Annotated in this window: 14 protein-coding genes; 3 read left to right on the top strand and 11 right to left on the bottom strand. The window is 55.0% G+C overall.

The window, feature by feature from the left end:
* Window position 1 precedes the first annotated feature (1 nt).
* Window positions 2-1243, bottom strand: a complete 1242-nt coding sequence (locus CMO10_RS05650; RefSeq protein ID WP_297019461.1) for an aromatic ring-hydroxylating oxygenase subunit alpha — start codon at window positions 1241-1243, stop codon at window positions 2-4.
* Window positions 1244-1392: 149 nt separating this feature from the next.
* On the opposite strand from CMO10_RS05650, the gene CMO10_RS05645 reads away from it, so the two are divergent.
* The gene (locus CMO10_RS05645; RefSeq protein ID WP_297019457.1) at window positions 1393-2271 is read left to right on the top strand and encodes a LysR substrate-binding domain-containing protein; all 879 of its coding nucleotides are present in this window, start codon (window positions 1393-1395) and stop codon (window positions 2269-2271) included.
* A gap of 48 nt (window positions 2272-2319) precedes the next feature.
* Here the strand turns inward: CMO10_RS05645 and CMO10_RS05640 are convergent, their stop codons facing one another.
* Entirely contained in the window at window positions 2320-4356 is a 2037-nt protein-coding gene (locus tag CMO10_RS05640; RefSeq protein WP_297019456.1) for an NADH:flavin oxidoreductase, read from the bottom strand.
* Between the two features lie 147 nt (window positions 4357-4503).
* Between CMO10_RS05640 and CMO10_RS05635 the strand changes: the two genes are divergently transcribed.
* A complete protein-coding gene (locus tag CMO10_RS05635) occupies window positions 4504-5160 on the top strand; it encodes a TetR/AcrR family transcriptional regulator (protein WP_297019454.1) in 657 nt (218 codons plus the stop codon).
* Window positions 5161-5499: 339 nt separating this feature from the next.
* On the opposite strand, the gene iolB is transcribed toward CMO10_RS05635, so the two are convergent.
* The 9 genes from iolB to CMO10_RS05590 all read right to left on the bottom strand — a co-directional run bounded on the left by iolB (window position 5500) and on the right by CMO10_RS05590 (window position 16317).
* Entirely contained in the window at window positions 5500-6303 is an 804-nt protein-coding gene (gene iolB, locus CMO10_RS05630; RefSeq protein ID WP_297019452.1) for a 5-deoxy-glucuronate isomerase, read from the bottom strand.
* Complete coding sequence (gene iolE / locus CMO10_RS05625) at window positions 6303-7208, bottom strand: myo-inosose-2 dehydratase (RefSeq protein WP_297019449.1); 906 nt, start codon at window positions 7206-7208, stop codon at window positions 6303-6305. The genes iolB and iolE overlap by 1 nt, the downstream gene beginning before the upstream one ends.
* Window positions 7209-7212: 4 nt before the next feature.
* Window positions 7213-9042 (bottom strand): 3D-(3,5/4)-trihydroxycyclohexane-1,2-dione acylhydrolase (decyclizing), encoded by a 1830-nt coding sequence (gene iolD, locus CMO10_RS05620; protein WP_297019446.1) that lies wholly within the window; start codon window positions 9040-9042, stop codon window positions 7213-7215.
* Entirely contained in the window at window positions 9039-10952 is a 1914-nt protein-coding gene (locus CMO10_RS05615; RefSeq protein WP_297019444.1) for a bifunctional 5-dehydro-2-deoxygluconokinase/5-dehydro-2-deoxyphosphogluconate aldolase, read from the bottom strand. The genes iolD and CMO10_RS05615 overlap by 4 nt, the downstream gene beginning before the upstream one ends.
* Window positions 10952-11731: an ATP-binding cassette domain-containing protein gene (locus CMO10_RS05610; RefSeq protein ID WP_297019441.1), complete on the bottom strand. Its 780-nt coding sequence runs from the start codon at window positions 11729-11731 to the stop codon at window positions 10952-10954. The genes CMO10_RS05615 and CMO10_RS05610 overlap by 1 nt, the downstream gene beginning before the upstream one ends.
* On the bottom strand, window positions 11731-12828 hold the full coding sequence (locus CMO10_RS05605; protein ID WP_297019438.1) for an ABC transporter permease: 1098 nt from the start codon (window positions 12826-12828) through the stop codon (window positions 11731-11733). Before CMO10_RS05605 ends, CMO10_RS05610 begins: the two co-directional genes overlap by 1 nt.
* A gap of 71 nt (window positions 12829-12899) precedes the next feature.
* Window positions 12900-13841, bottom strand: a complete 942-nt coding sequence (locus CMO10_RS05600) for a sugar ABC transporter substrate-binding protein (RefSeq protein ID WP_297019437.1) — start codon at window positions 13839-13841, stop codon at window positions 12900-12902.
* Window positions 13842-14267: 426 nt separating this feature from the next.
* Window positions 14268-15272, bottom strand: coding sequence for an inositol 2-dehydrogenase (gene iolG, locus CMO10_RS05595; RefSeq protein WP_297019434.1), 1005 nt, complete (start codon window positions 15270-15272; stop codon window positions 14268-14270).
* Between the two features lie 214 nt (window positions 15273-15486).
* The gene (locus CMO10_RS05590) at window positions 15487-16317 is read right to left on the bottom strand and encodes a MurR/RpiR family transcriptional regulator (protein ID WP_297019431.1); all 831 of its coding nucleotides are present in this window, start codon (window positions 16315-16317) and stop codon (window positions 15487-15489) included.
* Between the two features lie 107 nt (window positions 16318-16424).
* Here CMO10_RS05590 and CMO10_RS05585 point away from each other — a divergent pair, with 107 nt between their 5' ends.
* Entirely contained in the window at window positions 16425-17552 is a 1128-nt protein-coding gene (locus CMO10_RS05585) for a Gfo/Idh/MocA family protein (RefSeq protein ID WP_297019429.1), read from the top strand.
* Window positions 17553-17575: the final 23 nt, after the last annotated feature.

The raw sequence follows: 17575 nt of genomic DNA, 5'->3' as shown, positions 1-17575 counted from the left end.
CCTACTCCGCCGCAAGCGGTGTGGTTTGGGCCAGATTGTCCGACAGGGTTTTCGCATACCAGTCGCCAAACTGGGCAACGCCGGCTTCGTGGATATCGGAATAGGGGCCGACCTTATAGGCCGGTGTCGCGATGCCACGCTGATTGTTTTCGACCACTTCCTTGTCCTCGGCATTGGTCGCAAGCCAGACCTCGGTCAGACGCTTGAGGTCATAATCACGGCCTTCGACCGCATCCTTGTGCACAAGCCACTTGGTCGAGACTTCGGTTTCCGTCGGACTGATCGGGGTCACACGGAAAACAAGCGCATGATCTGACAGGAAATGGTTCCATGTCGACGGATAATGGAACTTCAAAAGCGACCCGCCATTTTTGAAAGGGATGCTGGAATTAGGCAGGCTGACAGCCGCCTTGGTATCAAGCGTATAACTTTCCGCTTCCCCCAGAAGCGGTACCCGCACCAGACGCCATTCACCGGCATCAGATATCTGATAGGCCGATGGCGCCCCAACCGCCTCGCAACGGGCGACATGATCATCAAGCACACCGGCCACAACACCATCGGACGTACTGCCAATCGCACGCGCATCTTCCGGGAAGGTTCGGCAAAGCGATGGGTGGTTCCCACCACAGTGATAGCATTCCCGGTTGTTTTCCCAGACCAGCTTCCAGTTGGCGTTTTCGATAATCGTGCTTTCAAACGCAACCTTGGAATTTTCAAGATCATGCGGCGCCAGATATCGCTCGGCGGCCTTGGCAAACGGTTCGATATCCGGGGCGTTTTCGGCAAGACAAATATAAACCAATCCATGGATCACCCGGCAATGAACCGGACTTAACCCGAATTTCGAATTGTCAAAGTCCGGCCCCATGTCACGCGCCCAAAGCAACTTACCATCAAGATCATAGGTCCATTGATGATAGGGGCATACAAGCCGCGGATTGCGGCCCTTTTTGGTTTTGCACAGAACTGATCCGCGATGACGGCATGAATTGTGGAATGCCCGCACGACCTGATCATTGCCGCGCACGATCACAACGGAATAGGCACCGACTTCATAAATGACGTAGTCACCCGCCTTCGGGATCTCGCACGACGGGATCGCAAACAGCCATTCCTTGTAGTGGATGTTTTCCAGATCAAGCTGATAGATCGATGGATCGGTATAGAAAGGTTGTTCCAGTGAATATCCGGACACACGACGGGCCAGAAGTTCCTGAACGGAAGGCGGGGTAGCGGGCATGGCGAAATTCCGTCTTTTGATGTTTTGAAGCAACCAAAAGTGTGAACGTCATGCCACGATTTACAACGGCATTAATTTTCACCTTGGTTTAGTTCAACTAATCTGAAAAACTCACCTATTATGCCCTGCGTTGTTTTCAGGAGAGCCTATTGGCCCGCCCCTATGATCTGTCTTCGATAAATGCCCTGATCTGCTTTGAAGCAGCCGGTCGCAATATGAGCTTCAAGCATGCGGCGGCAGAACTCAATGTCACGCCGGCAGCTGTAAGCCACCAGATCAAGGCACTTGAGGCCGATATTGGCAGTGCCCTTTTCATTCGTCGCAACCGCGGCGTGGAGCTGACTGAAAAGGGCGCATTTCTGCTCGTCGCCCTGCAACGGGGCTTTGAAACCATTTCCGACACGGTCCTGCAGCTACGTGACCAGCCCGAAACAGTAGATGTCACAATCCGCACAACAACGGCGGTCAGTTCACTTTGGCTTACGCCAAAAATTGCAGCTTTCTGGAAAATTCACCCCGACATCACGGTGTCACAAATTGTCTCTGACGTGCCGGGCATGACCGGGCAATGCGATCTGAGCATCCATTACAGCAACCCCGATGACGGGACCGAAGGATACTACAAACTGTTTCAGGACCGTGTGGCCGCGATCGGCACACCGGCGTTTAAGGCCGAGCAAAACATCGAAACGATTGACGACTTGCTGCGAAGCCCCCTGATCCATCTGCATAACGAGGAAACCGACTGGACAACATGGACCGACTGGTTCCGCGCACTAGGACGGCCAGCCCCCAAGGGACGCAGCTTCAAGCTTAACAACTACACGATTGCCTTACAGGCCGCCCAGGATGACGTCGGCGCGGTGCTTGGCTGGGACGAACTGGTGGGGCCGCTCCTTGAAGACGGCCGCCTGATCAAACTGGTGCCCGATGAAATCCCCTCGCCCATGGGATTTTACTTACGCGTCCATCCGCGTGCCTCGGAAAAGGCGCGTATCTTTGTCGACTGGCTGATTGATGCCGCCTGACAGAAAGGCAAGGGCAAGCGTGACACATGGCCACGCTTGCCCTGCACATCAGACGTCTTTTAACAGACGCAACGCATCATAGATTGCCGCATGGGTATTACGCGCGGACACCGCATCGCCGATCCGGAACAGCTGATAGGCCCCGTCCGGATTGCGCACAACCGATTGCGGCTGCCCCGCCAGAAGCAGATCATGGGACATTTCACCATGGTTTGTTGAACCGGGCTTGAGATCGAAATAGATATCATCAAGCGGAATGGTGCCGTGGTTAATCACGATCTGATCAACGACCCGTTGCTTGGCCACCCCACCATAGTCGCTACCGACATGCGCGATCAGCTGGTTGCCCTGCTTTTCGACCGCCTCAAGGCGATAGGTCACGGTAAAGGTGGTATCAAGCTTCTGCATGCTGCGCATATAGGGCACAAGGTTCATCGCCATGACTTCGGGTGCAAAGGCGCGATCCGGCGTCATGATTTCGACCTTGGCACCGCTTTGGGCAATCAGTTCTGCAGCCTGCAAACCCGCATGGTCCCCGGCATCGTCATAAACCAGAACATTGGTGCCCGGTTTGACGTCACCTGAAATGATATCCCAGCTTGAAACCACAAGATCATTGCCCTTCGACAGGACTTCGGTATCGGGCATCCCGCCGGTGGCGATGATCACGACATCCGGGTTTTCAGCCGTGATTGTATCGGCCTCGGCCCAGGTATTGAAATGGAAGCTCACGCCCAGGCGGGTGCATTCGGCCATCCGCCAGTCGATGATGCTGATCATTTCGCGGCGACGCTCGTTCTGCGCGGTCAGGCGAATTTGTCCGCCCGGATTGGGGCCAGCTTCAAACACTACAACTTCATGACCGCGTTCACCAGCAACACGGGCGGCTTCCATACCCGCCGGACCGGATCCGACGATCACGACCTTTTTGCGGGTTTCGGCCTTTTCCACGATTTGCGGCATCGAAAGCTCACGCCCAGTGGCCGCATTGTGGATGCAATAAGCTGAGCCGCCCTGATAAATGCGATCAAGGCAATAGTTCGCCCCGACACAGGGACGGATTTCTTCCTCGCGTTTCTCGATGATCTTGCGCACGACATGCGGATCGGTCATATGCGCACGCGTCATGCCAACCATATCGATCTTACCCGATGCAATCGCATGGCGTGCGGTTGCGACATCTGGAATTTTGGCGCCATGGAAAGTCGGGAAATCGGTGGCGGCACGAATTTCACCAGCAAAGTCCAAATGCGGCGAGTTCGCCATGCCCTGAATCGGGATCACATCAGTCAGACCGGCATCGGTATCGATATGCCCGCGAATGACATTGAGGAAATCAACCATGCCACTGTCTTTAAGGCGCATGGAAATCGCCAGGCCATCTTCCTGAGTCAAGCCACCATCAAGGTCCTCATCCCCGGTATAGCGCACACCGACAATGAAATCCGGGCCGACGCGTTTGCGGATTTCGGTCAGCACATCAAAGGTAAAGCGCAGGCGGTTATCGATACTGCCCCCATAAGGACCATCAAGATCGTTGGTCAGCGGCGACCAGAACTGATCCATCAGATGGCCATAGGCCTGAAGCTCGATCCCGTCCATGCCGCCGGCCTTCATACGCTCGGCCGCGTCGGCATAATCCTTGATAATGCGCTCGATATCCCAGTCTTCCATCTTTTTCGGGAAGGCCCGGTGTGCGGCTTCGCGCCTGTGTGATGGGGATACCACTGGCAACCAGTTTGCCTTGTCCCAGCGCGTGCGGCGGCCCAGATGGGTCAGCTGGATCATGACCGCGGCACCCTGTTCGTGCACCGCATCGGTCAGGTCCTTCATCCACGGAACAACTTCATCCTTCCAGACCAGCAGGTTGTTAAAGACCGGCGGGCTGTCCTTTGACACCGCAGCCGACCCTGCCGTCATGGTCATGGCAACACCACCCTTGGCGCGCTCCACATGGTAGGCGCGATAACGGTCTTTCGGCATGCCATCCTCGGGATAGGCCGGTTCGTGCGACGTCATCATGATGCGGTTGCGCAGCGTCAGATGTTTAAGCTGATAGGGCTGAAGAAGCGGGTCGTTGGACATGTGCGGGGCTCCGGTTTGATCTCTCTGCCAATGACGATATTCAGAAATGTACAGTTATGTCAATTTTAAGTTCACTGATGTATATTTCAGATACATTGGTGTACACTCTGCTTGTCCCGATCCGGGCAGTTTGCTAAGGACAGGTCCATGGAAGAACAGATTGAAAATACCGCCGGGCAAAATGGCGCCGGACAAAACAGCGGCTGGCGCGGATCGGCCGAGATCTGGCTGAACGCGGCCTATGAGGCGCTGCTTGAAACCGGTGTCGATGGCGTAAAAATTCAGCCACTGGCAAAGCGCCTGAACCTGTCACGCACCAGCTTCTATTGGTTTTTCAAGGACCGAAAGGAACTGCTGGGCGCCCTGCTGGATCTTTGGCGTGAAAAAAACACCGGCAATCTGATCAAACAGACAGAGGCCTATGCCGAGTCCATTTCAGAGGCGATGCTTAACATCATCGATCTCTGGCTGATGCCTGATCTGTTTGATTCGCGCCTGGAATTTGCCGTGCGCAGCTGGTCCATGCAGTCCGATGATGTCAGGGCCGAAATTGAAAAGGCAGACCAGCAACGCCTTGATGCGCTCGCCAAACTGTTCACCCGATTTGGTCAGGACGAACGCATGGCTGATGTTCGTGCGCGCGCCATTTATCTGGTGCAGATCGGCTATATCTCAATGAAAGCCAACGAAGATCTGTCTGTCCGCATGGCCCGCATTCCGGGTTATGTCGAAACATTCTGCGGACAGCCTCCAACGCAAAACGAGCTCAACAGGTTTTATGCCCGGCACAATTTTGAAGGCTGAGCCCGACCCGGCACGCGTTTCGCACCGGGAAAAATGATGGTCCAGGAAGAAAATCTCGCCATCACTGATGGATGGCTACGAGCTTCTGCATAAGCGTACGTGGCGAGAATCGCCAACCATCGGCGGATAGCATAACGGGCTGGCAAGGCCAGCTCCGTTGAGGGGGCATCTTCCCGTTCCGTACTCTGGACCTCATTGCTAAACACTGCCGACGATAAGAGGCGAGTGTTGAGCCAAAACACGGCTATCCTGCCACAGCAACATGGACAGCCGCCATGGCGACAACCCTGCTGGAACCTTGAGCAGCCGCTTTCCTTGACCCTAGATTAAACAACGCCTTCATTTACTGTCGCGTTGGAAAATCCAGTCGTGATCCGGGTGGTTCTGGAAACGCCATTTACGCATCGGGCCGGCCATGACATTGAGGTAATACATCTCATAGCCATACGGGCTGCCACACGGATGGTGTCCTTTGGGCACCAGAACGACATCACCGTCTGATACCGCCATGGTTTCATCAAGTTCGCCATCTTCGGTAAAGACCCGCTGGAAACCAAAGCCCTGTTTCGGATTGAGGCGATGGTAATAAGTCTCTTCCAGATAGGTCATATCGGGATAATTATCCTCGTCATGACGGTGCGGCGGATAGCTTGACCAGTTGCCTTGAGGGGTAAACACCTCTGTCACCAGAAGGCTATCGGCAATGTCTTTTTCTTCCATGGCAATCGGGTGGATATAGCGGGTATTGCCCCCCTTTCCACGTTCGACCAGCTCAATATTTTCGATCACACGCGCCGGATGGTTTCCCTTGCCCGGTGCGGTACAAACCCCGATCGTGCAATCCGTGGTCGCCACAACCTTCCATTCACTGTCATTCGGGGCATAAACGCAGGCGGGGGGAATGCGTTCAAACACATTCATCCGTTTGCCAAGCTCACCAAAATCCTGATCTCCAACCGAAACCTTGGCCTTGCCTTCGACCAGCACCAGAATGACTTCGCGGTCCCCGGTCACCTCGGCGGCAGTTTCACCGGCCTTGAGGTGATAAAGCCCGAACCCGACATAGCCCCAATTGGCACTTTCGGCCGTAATATCGTGGACCTTGCCGGTCGTTCCATTTGGTTTTCGCAGCAGATCCGCCATCAGGCATCTCCTTTATCAAGTCCGGCTTTCCGTGCCATGTCACGAAGCGATTTCAGCCCCAAAGACTGATACTCAAAAGGGTTGCGAACATTCGGATCCTGTTCGGCTTCAATCACCAACCAACCGCTATATCCGTGTTCGCCCGCAATTTTGAGAACCGGTTCGAACGCAACGCCGCCCTCGGCATCACCGGGAACTGTAAACACACCCCGACGCACGCCCTCAAGGAAACTAAGCCCTTGTTCACGGACCTGCTTGCTGATGGCTGGGCGGACATTTTTGCAATGGATATGGCCCACACGATCCATGTAACGCGCGGCAAGCTCTTCCGGATCCGCTCCGCCGAACCACGCATGACCGGTATCAAGCAGAAGCTTGGTTCTCAGACCGGTATTATCCATAAAAGCATGAATTTCATCGACCGTTTCAACAATCGTTCCCATGTGGTGGTGATAGACCAGATCTATCCCCTGATCGGCACAATAAGCCGCGATTTCTTCGACATCGGCACCAAATTTCGCCCACTGGTCATCAGCCAGAACAGGGCTGTCATTTAGCGCAGCATCATCATTGCCGTGAATGGCGTTCGATGTTTCACAGACAATGCAAACCTTGCACCCCATCGATTTCAGCAAATCGAGATGCGGCTGGATGGCTTTTTTCTCGTCCTCGACCGAATGCGTCAGAAGATTAAGCGAATGCCAGCCCGAGATAAATTTCAGGCCATGCGGATCAAGGGCCGCCTTAAGCGCTGCTGGCTCGGTCGGCATCTTGTGGCCTTTTTCGATGCCATCAAATCCGATCTTACCGGCTTCGGATAAGCAGGTTTCAAGGCTGTTTTCTGCACCAAGGGTCTGGTCATCATCATTGGACCAGGCAATCGGATTGGTACCGTAAAGGATCATAATCTTAATCTCCGGGGCGCTGTTTTTTCAGCGCGGCTTCGTAATTTTTTCGGGCTTCATTGACTGTTGGGCGAACCGAGACTTCCGGCACGGCAACGTCCCACCAATGGCCACCTGCCTCGGTGCTTGGCAAAGGATCGGTATCAATCACAATGGCGTAGGATCGGTCGGCTTCTTTGGCGCGGGTCATGGCCGCTTCAAGTTCGGCGATAGAGGAGACCTTTTCGGCAATCGCCCCCATCGCGCCAGCATGCGCGGTAAAGTCAATGGCCGACGGCACAGTATGACGCGCGGTATCAAGAAGGTTGTTGAAGCTTTCCCCACCGGTTGCCATCTGCAATCGGTTGATGCAGCCAAATCCACGGTTATCAAGAATGACGGTGATGATCTTGTGGCCAAGCATCACACTGGTTGCGAGCTCGGAATTCATCATCATGTAGGACCCATCGCCGACCATGACGACGACGTCGCGATCGGGACAGGCCATCTTCACGCCAAGGCCGCCGGCAATCTCGTACCCCATGCACGAAAAGCCATATTCAACGTGATAGCCATTAGGCTGCGATGCCTTCCAAAGCTTGTGAAGCTCACCCGGAAGACCGCCTGCGGCACAAACAACGATGGCATTTTCATCGGTGCTGCGCTGAACCGCCCCAATCACTTGCGCGTCGGTTGGCAGCGCGTTGCCTGTCGGTGCCGCGGTGACACCATCGACCGCATCAATCCAGCTTTTCTTCAGGTCCGCGTCCACGGCCCCTGCGCAATAGCCGCTCAGGCCATTGGTCAATTCCGCCAATGTGACCTTGGCATCACCGACGACGGAAATTGCGTCATGTTTGCACGCATCATACGCCGCAACATTGATCGACAGAATCCGACGACCCGGGTTCTTGAACAGAGCCCAGCTGCCGGTCGTAAAATCCTGCAGGCGTGTGCCCACCGCAATGATCAGATCGGCTTCCTCGGCAATGGCGTTGGCACTGCTTGCCCCGGTCACACCGATCGATCCCAGATTGAGGTTATCGTCCCACGGCAAGGCCGATTTCCCGGCCTGCGTTTCGGCCACCGGGATATTGTGACGATGGGCAAAATCGCGCAGATCGTCACATGCCCCGGCGTAATGCACCCCACCGCCCGCAATGATCAGCGGCTTTTCAGCCGACCGGATCACCGTAATCGCGTCTTCAATCTGTTCAAGGTCTGCACGTGGACGCAGTTGCTTCCATGTCTTGGGCGCAAAGAAGCTTTCCGGCCAATCATAGGCCTCTGCCTGAACATCCTGACAAAATGCCAAGGTCACCGGCCCACAATCAGCCGGATCTGTCAAAACCGCCATCGCCCGTGGCAATGCCGTCAAAAGCTGCTCGGGGCGGGTAATACGATCAAAATACCGACTGACCGGTTTGAAGCAGTCATTGGCCGAAATCGTACCATCCCCAAAATCTTCGACCTGCTGCAAAACCGGATCTGGAGCACGATTAGCAAAGATATCGCCGGGGATAAACAGAACCGGCAAACGGTTGACATGCGCCAGTGCCGCGGCCGTCACCATGTTGGTCGCACCCGGGCCGATGGATGTTGTGACCGCCATGGCACGTTTGCGATTAGATGCCTTGGCATAGGCAATTGCCGCATGCGCCATGCCCTGTTCATTGTGCCCGCGCCATGTCGGGAAGCTATCCCCCGCACCATGCAGGGCCTCGCCAATTCCGGCGACATTGCCATGACCAAAGATCGCCCAGCAGCCGCCGAAAAAGTCTTCGCCGTCATGATTGAGCTGAACACTCAGATACCGCACCATGGCTTGGGCGGCGGTTAACCGAACGGTTTTCATGCCGTTCCTCCCGATTTCTTGCGTGCCGCGTCCCAAGTATCACACAGGACGCGATATTTTTGGGCCATTGATGCAACAGCCTGATCATCGGTGATCGTACCTTGCATCCAGTCGCGTGCAACATCGATAAAGATGGTGCGTCCAACGGCAAAGCCTTTGACCATGTTAAAGCGGGCTGCGACTTCGAAGCTCTCGACCAGCTCTGCCTCTGGTGCATCCAGACCAAGCACCACGATCCCACGGCAATACGCATCATTTTTTGCGATGGCGTCACAGGCGTTGCGCCATGCCGCATCCGATTTCATCGGCTCAAGCTTCCACCAGTCGGGATAAACACCGATTTCATAGAAACGCTCGATCACCTTGGCTGTCGTTGCATCATCACAGTCGCCGACTTTCGACGGAATAACTTCAAGCAGGAATTCCAAGCCGTTTCCACGGGCCGCAGCGGCAAGGCGCAGAATGGTTGCTTCCTGATCGGCCTTTGTCCCGTCGTCATCATCGGGATGATAGAAACACAGAACCTTGACCACATGCTCGACCGGCCATTCACTAAGGTCCGTGCCAAGATCAGGCCCGATTTCGAGTTCCAGCGGGCGCGAGCCCGGCAACTCAACCGGTCGTCCGATCCAAAGCCCGGTTCCCGCCGCCGCATAAAGCGCGTCACGCCCCAGCCGCCGGTCACAAAGAATGCCATAGCCTTCCTTGCCGCCCGAAACCGTGCGAACCGCATTCAGACACAGCTCCTTGAACGGTCCGATGCGATCTTTTGAAACACCCACCTCATCGGCAAGGTCTTCAAGCTGCATCCGGTGATCAAAAGCAAAAACCCGCATATCCGGCCAATTGCCCGTCCGGTTGGTCGACCAGTGGATTTGCTCCAGCTCGGCATCATAGCGTAGTTCGGGGGTTTTGATACCGCGATCAAAGAAGAACTGCAGTTCATCCCAACTCGGATAAGCAGGCGTACAGCCATGACGTGACACCGCAAATGCCCCACAGGCATTGGCGTATTTCAGCGATGTTTGCCAGTCTTCATCACTCAGCCAGCCCTTCAAAAGGCCGGACATAAAGCCGTCGCCTGCCCCCAGAACATTAAACACGTCGACGGCAAACCCCGGGCCGGAAACACCGTCATCAAGGCTTTTGCCAATCTTGTCCGAAAACGCCACAGCCCCCATCGGCCCGCGCTTGCAAACCAGCGTCGCGTTTGAAATCACCCGAACATTTTCAAGTGCTTCAAGCGTATCGGTCACGCCACCCGCAATATGGAATTCTTCCTCGGTCCCGACGATCAGATCAAACAGATGCAGGGTCGCCTGCAATTCTTTGGTGACCGCGTCCGAGGCAATAAAGCGGTTCTCACCATCCCCATGCCCCGACAGTCCCCAAAGGTTCGGCCGATAATCAATATCGAGTGCCGTTTTGGCCCCGGCTTCGCGCGCAAGCCGGACGGCCTTTAGAACTGCCGCACGTGTTTTGGGATGGGAAAGATGCGTTCCCGTGACCGTGACGCAGCGGGCGCTGGCGATGAAATCGGGATCGATATCATCCTCGCACAACGCCATATCCGCGCAATTCTCGCGATAGAAAATCAGCGGGAATTGTTCCTGATCGCGCACGCCAAGAATGACAAGGGCTGTCAGACGTTCGGGGTCAGTAATCACCCCTTGTACATCAACCCCCTCGGCAACCAGCTTTTCGCGGATGAAGCGGCCCATATGCTCATCCCCGACACGGGTGATAAGCGCAGATTTAAGGCCCAGCCGTGCAGTTCCGCAGGCCATATTGGTGGGCGACCCGCCGATATATTTATTGAACGACGCCATGTCTTCCAGACGCCCGCCAATCTGGGCGCCATACAGGTCGACAGAAGACCGTCCGATCGTGATGACATCAAGCTGCTTCATCAAATCGTCCCTCCGAGCGACCCTTCAAGCTCGGCCAGTTCCTGACCACCCGCCATAAGGTCTTGCAGCTCTTCCGGTTTGATTTCGCCACGTTTCGCCGTGCCATGGGTTTGACCACGGTTCAAAACCGTAAACCTGTCGCCCACCGCCATGGCATGGCGTACGTTATGGGTAATGAAGATCACGCCAATGCCTGCCTTGCGCACCCGATCAATGGTTGCCAGAACATTTGACGTCTGGCGCACACCAAGGGCCGATGTCGGCTCATCAAGGATCAATACCTTTGCACCGAAATAGACCGCACGTGCGATCGCCACTGTTTGGCGCTCGCCGCCTGAAAGCGTACCTACCGCCTGTTCCGGTTCGCGCAGATTAATCCCCATCGATGACATTTCATCCATGGTGACTTTATTGGCATGTTTGAAATCGATCCACTTGAACGGGCCCAAGCTTTTGCGCGGCTCACGTCCCATCCAGAAGTTCCGGGTCACTGACATCAGCGGGATCATCGCCAAGTCCTGGTATACGGTCGCAATTCCGGCTTCCATCGCATCACGCGGACTGTCAAACATCGTCTCCTGACCGCTGACCCGCATGACACCCTTGGTCGGCTTGTGAACCCCGGACATCGTCTTGATGAAGGTCGACTTGCCAGCACCGTTATCCCCGAGAAGACAGTGACATTCGCCTTCCATAACGTTGAAGGAAACACCGCCCAGCGCGATCACCGGACCGAAATGCTTTTCGATATTGTCCATTTCAATCAAAGGGGTGCTCATCACCGTTCTCCCGTAATCATGCGGCGGATATAGGTATTCATGATGACAGCAAAGATCAGAATGCCGCCAAGGAACACACGGAATAACGAGCTTTCCGCACCGGCAAAGAACAAGCCTTGCTGAACAACACCAAAGATCAGCGCGCCCAACGCCGCCCCAATGACCGAACCATAACCGCCCGTCAGAAGCGCGCCACCAATCACCACACAAATGATGGCTTCAAATTCCTTGAGCAAACCACGGTCTGCCGCAGCCGACCCGAACTCCATGACCTGACAGGTCGCAAATACGGTGGCGCAAAATGCGGTAAACATGAACATCAGGATTTTAACCCGATTGACCGGAACGCCGACATAACGGGCGGCTTGTGCATCACCACCGGCGGCAAAAATCCAGTTCCCGAAACGCGTTTTGGTCAAAAGCCAATGACCGAAAATAATAAGTGCAAGTGCCCAGATGACCAGCATCGGCAGGCCTTCGACAACCGGCTGACCCATGCGCGAACCACGGGTAAAGGTATCAATGACACCAATATCGCCAAGCCACTGGAAGAAGCCCTTGAAGATCACGCCGCCAAACAACCAGGCAAGCGGATCGCCCTCGGCGGCTTCCTTCACGCCACCGATAATGGTCTGTCGTGTGGTCAGGATGGAAAGCCAGATGGTCAGGCCACGAAGAATATATAAAAACGCCAGCGTCACGATGAAGCTCGGCAGACCGGTTTTGATCACCAGAAAACCGTTCAAGGCACCCAGTGCCGTGCAGACGATAAAGGCTGCAATGATCGAAAGCCAAACCGGCAGGCCCCACTGAACAGACAGGATGGCAATCACCACCCCGGCAAAGCCGATCATTGAGCCAACCGAAAGATCGAATTCGCCCGCAATCATCAACAGGCAGGCACCAACGGCGATAATCGCAAACTGGGCCGAAACGACACCCCAGTTCTGGATGCCTTCCGGGGAAAACATCCCGCTATCACCGGCAATCATGAAGAAGAAAACAAAGACCAGGATCGTACCGCAGATCGCACCGAGTTCGGGCCTGATCATGGCACGGCGAATGGCTGAGACTTGCTTGAGCCGCTCGTCCGACATGGCATTACTCTTTTAACTAAACGGGTGGGTGCCAAGGGCGGCCAAAGGCACGCCCTTGGAGGGAGGAAGTCTTAACGATATTCGCCGGCGTATTTTTCGACCTGCGCGATGTTGTCCTTGGTAATGAACCCGGGACCCGAGTTGATATGACCAGACGGCAGGACGCTATAACGGGCATAGTTGGTCAGGATAACGACCGGAAGGTAGCCCTGAAGATACGGCTGCTGATCAATGGCAAAGTTGATTTCGCCAGCTTTGATAGCTTCTGCGATCTCGGAAGACAGATCGAACGTGCCAAACATGATCTCGCCAGCAAGACCCGCGTCACGAAGGGCTGCAAGGGTCGGATGGGCAGAGTTCGGACCCAGCGTCAGGACAGCATCAACATCCTGATTGGCATTCAGGTACGCGCTGACCTTGTTTTTGACTTCCGACGGGTCCTGACCGCTATCGATCATCTGGCTACCAAGCTCGACACCAAGCGCGTCGGCGAAACCACGGCAACGCTCAACAGACGCCGGATTGGTGATGTAGTGGTTCACACAGACAAAGCTTTTTGCACCGGCTGCTGCGGCACGTTTACCGGCACCAAAACCGGCATCATATTCCGGCTGACCAACATGCATCAGCGCGCCGAGTTCTTCGGACTGCTCCTGCGTGCCGGAGTTGATGGTGATGACCGGAATGCCCTTGTCAACCGCATCGGTGATCGGGCCTTTAAGAACGTTGAAGTCTGCGATGGTCACGATGATGCCGTCAGGATTGGTCGCAGCAGCCTGTTCGACAATACGCGCCATGTCGGCAAGGTCACCGGTCGGCGGGTTACGGTATTCGACTTCCGCACCCATCTGGCCGCCTGCGACCTGGATTGCGTTCTTGATCACGTTCCACCAGCTATCTGAGTCCGGAGCATGGCTGATCAGAACAAATTTTTCATTTTCTGCGGATGCAGTTGCGGACAAACCGGCAAATGCAAATGCTGCTGCCGCAATGGCAGTAAGCGCCTTTTTCATCTGTTGCCTCCCTAGTCGGCTAAATGTTGGGATTTTCCCATTGAGCTTATGTGTTCTTCCTGCAGCCAGTCGTCTTTACGCGGCCTTACTGCTTGTATCGGCGTTGGTGAGCTGAGCCCCTGAAACCGTTGAATAGAATTTTTGTTCTATTTTTTTACTAAATCAACATTTTTTTTCTATTGCGCTGCGAAACGCCATCCGATCTGGCAAGGAAAAAGTTCGCAAAACCACCTGAAACTGCCCCTTACCCGACCCAACGACAAAATATGGTACGGTACGTTGCCATCCCTTCTTGAAGACGATCACGGGTATTGTTTTTCGGTTTTGCAAACGACTCGCAGCCACTTCTTCTGGCATCAAAGAAAAACCGGCACTGCTTACGGGCTGTGCCGGTTTATCGAACTTGCTAATCAGGATAGGCTATGATCAGGCGAGAATTTCTGCCGCAACATCAACTGTGCGACCTTCGCGCGCTGAAAGTGCGGCTGCCTCTGCGGCCACCAGGGCGTTGACCCCGTCCTTCAGAGTGACCGGAAGCGGTGTCGCCCCTTTCACACCCTCAATGAAGCTGTTCCATTCGATCTGGTAGGCCTTAGCATAACGCTCAAGGAAGAAATGCTCAGGCTTTGCCTTGGTCGCACCGTTGGCGGTAATTTTCTCAATCGTGTTTTCCAGAACGTTATGCGCCGCAAGCAAACCTTCGGAACCGAGAAACTCGATGCGCTGATCGTAACCATATGCCGCGCGACGGCTGTTTTTGATGACAGCCATCCGCCCGCCAGAGAATTCAAGCGTCGTTACAGCCGTATCAAAATCACCCGCCTTGCCAATTTCCGGATCGACAATGCTTGACCCGATAGCCGTCACCTTGTCGGGCAAGGCGCCATACATCCAGCAAGCCATATCGAAATCATGGATGGCCATATCGCGGAAGATACCGCCCGATACCTTCACATAACTCACCGGCGGCGGTGCCGGATCAAAGGACGTGATTGAAAGCAACTCACCCTTGCCGATTTCGCCCTTATCAAAAGATGCCTTCAGACTGGCGAAGTTCGGATCAAAGCGGCGGTTAAAGCCCACCATGATCGGCCGGCCATGCGGTTCGCAGCGCGTGAGGCAATCCTGCGCACGCTTGAGATCAAGATCCACCGGCTTCTCACACAGTACCGCCTTGCCCGCAGCCGTTGCTGCTTCAAGCAGGTCCGCATGGGTATCGGTCGAGGTTGCGATCAGAACGGCGTCAATTGCCGGATCCGCAATGATTTCCTTATTTGTGCGAACGGTGGAGCCATACATCTGCGCAAGCTTTTGGGCAGGTTCATCAAACTTGTCTGAAACCGCAACCAGTTCACTTTGCGGATGGGCAACGATATTGATCGCATGAACCTGGCCGATACGCCCTGCGCCCAGCAAACCTATTTTAAGCATTCCGATGTTCCTTCCCTTCGGCGTCGTCGCCTTGACTGGTGGCAATCACCCCGCTTCACCCACTGCCAGCAGGTATTTACTGGCAGACCGGTCGGTGGAACGGCGATTTCGGGATGATCTTGCGGATGTCTCTCGCACCCGTTTTACTGACATGCATGTTCCATAACCGAACACACTATGGAATTTTTATTCCATTTTTATCGTTTTTCAATACTTATTTTCCATCGCTCAGCTTGTCGCGCTTGGCACCGACCGACACCGCCAAGGCAATCGCCAACGAGATCGTCGCAGACAGCGCGCGAAACGCGCCGACATCGACTTCGGACACTGACAACATCAAGGCCTCCGTCTTGCGCATCGGTCCGCTCGGCGCATCACTGATCGCTACGACCTTGTTTCCAAGGTCATGCGCATAGGCGGCAAGATCGATCGTTTCCTGTGAATAGGGCGCAAAGGTGATGGCGATCACCACATCGCCCTCGCGGATCGCGTGTCGAGGATTGAGGTTCCCCACACCGTCATGCAGAACCGCGGCAATGTTCATCTTCTCGAACGCATAAGACAGGTAACTCGCGACCGGGAAAGCGCGCCTGAATCCCACTACATGGATCATCGGGGCAGATGCCAGGACATCCACCGCCTTTTCCAGTGTTTCGAGGTCAACCGTCGATGCCAGATTTTCCAGCGACAACCGTCCGGCTTCAACAAACTCGGCCAGCAAGGCGCTGGGACTATCATCCCCGGTTGCCCGCAAATTCTCCAGCCGGGTGGTGTAATCCGGCCATTTCTGCGCATAGGTCTCGCGGAACATCTTCTGCATTTCCGAAAACCCGGTGAACCCCATCAACTGACAGAATCGCATAAAAGCTGATGGCTGAACGCCAGCACCCGCGGACAACTCTGCGACGGTTGAAACGGCGATACGATCGGTATTCTGCGCAACATACTCCGCACATTGGCGGAGCCTTTTGGGCATGGTTTCCGATATCTCGGCCAAGCGATGATTGAATTCCTCAAGCGAAACAGGTGCGGTCTGATCACTCATGGCGTTTGTTCTTCCTTTTTTGATTCTGCTTGACGCAATGTTCGTTCCATGATCATCCATTAAATAGAACAAAAATTCTATTTTGACTAGGTGAGGAGTTCCAACAAATGAAATCTCTGGGTGTTGGCCTTATTGGCACGGGGTTCATGGGCAAGGCACATGCACTGGCATTTGGCGCGGCACGGGCAATTATGGGCGATGTTCCGGAGTCTCACCTTGCGGTTTTATGCGATACGCCGGCAGAAAAGGCCAAACAGATGGCCGATCAGTTTGGCTTTGCCAAAAGCACGTCTGACTGGACCTCGCTGATCTCGGATCCGGATGTCGATATCGTTTCGATCACCACACCCAATGCCCTTCATTTCGACATGGCAATTGCCGCGATCAAGGCTGGCAAGCATGTCTATTGCGAAAAACCGCTGGCACTTACGCTCGATCAGGCCCGCGAAATGCGCGATGCCGCCCGTAAGGCGGGCGTAAAAACCATGGTCGGCTATAACTACATCAAAAACCCGGCCTTCACCCATGCCTGCCGGCTTGTCCAAGCAGGCGAGATTGGTGACATCGTCCATTTCCGCGGCTGGGTCGATGAGGATTACCAGGCCGATCCGGACCTTCCCTGGACTTGGCGGGCGAAACTTGCCGATGCTGGGCTTGGGGCGCTGGGGGATATGGGCTGCCACCTTGTTTCCATGGCATATGGCATCGCCGGCCCGATCGAAAGCCTGATTGCCGACATGCAAACCGTGCACGCCACGCGCCCGCTCTCGGATGGCACCGGGCGGGCGAAGGTTGAAAACGAGGATACGGCATCGGCCCTGGTCCGGTTCGCCAATGGCGCACAAGGCAGCCTTTCGACATCACGGTCGGCCTGGGGGCGTAAAAACCGGCTGGCATGGGAAGTTCACGGCACCAAGGGGATGATCTGCTTTGATCAGGAACGCATGAACGAACTGCAGCTCTTCCGCAATTCAGGCGACAAAGCACAGCAAGGCTTCACCACAATCCTGACCGGCCCAGCCCACCCGCCCTACGGCGAATTCTGCCCGGCACCGGGACACCAACTTGGCTTTAACGACCTCAAAGTCATCGAAGCCAACGCACTCCTTCGCGCAATCGGTGATAACAGCACGCCATACCCCGATTTCGAACACGCCTACGAATTCGAAAAAGTCATCCACGCAATTGCCAAATCTGCGACAAGCGGCGTACGAGTTTCGCTTTCCGAGATGTAACCCGAGTTATGATCACACCTACC

Source organism: Thalassospira sp., assembly GCF_002709775.1.
GTDB lineage: Bacteria > Pseudomonadota > Alphaproteobacteria > Rhodospirillales > Thalassospiraceae > Thalassospira.
The sequence above is the reverse complement of the archived record's forward strand: the minus strand, read 5'-3'. Positions and strand labels throughout refer to the sequence as shown.

Excerpts from the sequence above, each read along its gene's own strand:
- iolG (WP_297019434.1), bottom strand. The coding sequence starts at position 15,272 with ATGCTTAAAATAGGTTTGCTGGGCGCAGGGCGTATCGGCCAGGTTCAT.
- CMO10_RS05610 (WP_297019441.1), bottom strand. The coding sequence starts at position 11,731 with ATGAGCACCCCTTTGATTGAAATGGACAATATCGAAAAGCATTTCGGT.
- iolB (WP_297019452.1), bottom strand. The coding sequence starts at position 6,303 with ATGGCGGATCTGCTGCGAAAACCAAATGGAACGACCGGCAAGGTCCAC.
- CMO10_RS05650 (WP_297019461.1), bottom strand. The coding sequence starts at position 1,243 with ATGCCCGCTACCCCGCCTTCCGTTCAGGAACTTCTGGCCCGTCGTGTG.
- CMO10_RS05585 (WP_297019429.1), top strand. The coding sequence starts at position 16,425 with ATGAAATCTCTGGGTGTTGGCCTTATTGGCACGGGGTTCATGGGCAAG.
- iolE (WP_297019449.1), bottom strand. The coding sequence starts at position 7,208 with ATGATCCTTTACGGTACCAATCCGATTGCCTGGTCCAATGATGATGAC.
- CMO10_RS05615 (WP_297019444.1), bottom strand. The coding sequence starts at position 10,952 with ATGAAGCAGCTTGATGTCATCACGATCGGACGGTCTTCTGTCGACCTG.
- CMO10_RS05605 (WP_297019438.1), bottom strand. The coding sequence starts at position 12,828 with ATGTCGGACGAGCGGCTCAAGCAAGTCTCAGCCATTCGCCGTGCCATG.
- CMO10_RS05590 (WP_297019431.1), bottom strand. The coding sequence starts at position 16,317 with ATGAGTGATCAGACCGCACCTGTTTCGCTTGAGGAATTCAATCATCGC.
- CMO10_RS05640 (WP_297019456.1), bottom strand. The coding sequence starts at position 4,356 with ATGTCCAACGACCCGCTTCTTCAGCCCTATCAGCTTAAACATCTGACG.
- CMO10_RS05635 (WP_297019454.1), top strand. The coding sequence starts at position 4,504 with ATGGAAGAACAGATTGAAAATACCGCCGGGCAAAATGGCGCCGGACAA.
- iolD (WP_297019446.1), bottom strand. The coding sequence starts at position 9,042 with ATGAAAACCGTTCGGTTAACCGCCGCCCAAGCCATGGTGCGGTATCTG.
- CMO10_RS05600 (WP_297019437.1), bottom strand. The coding sequence starts at position 13,841 with ATGAAAAAGGCGCTTACTGCCATTGCGGCAGCAGCATTTGCATTTGCC.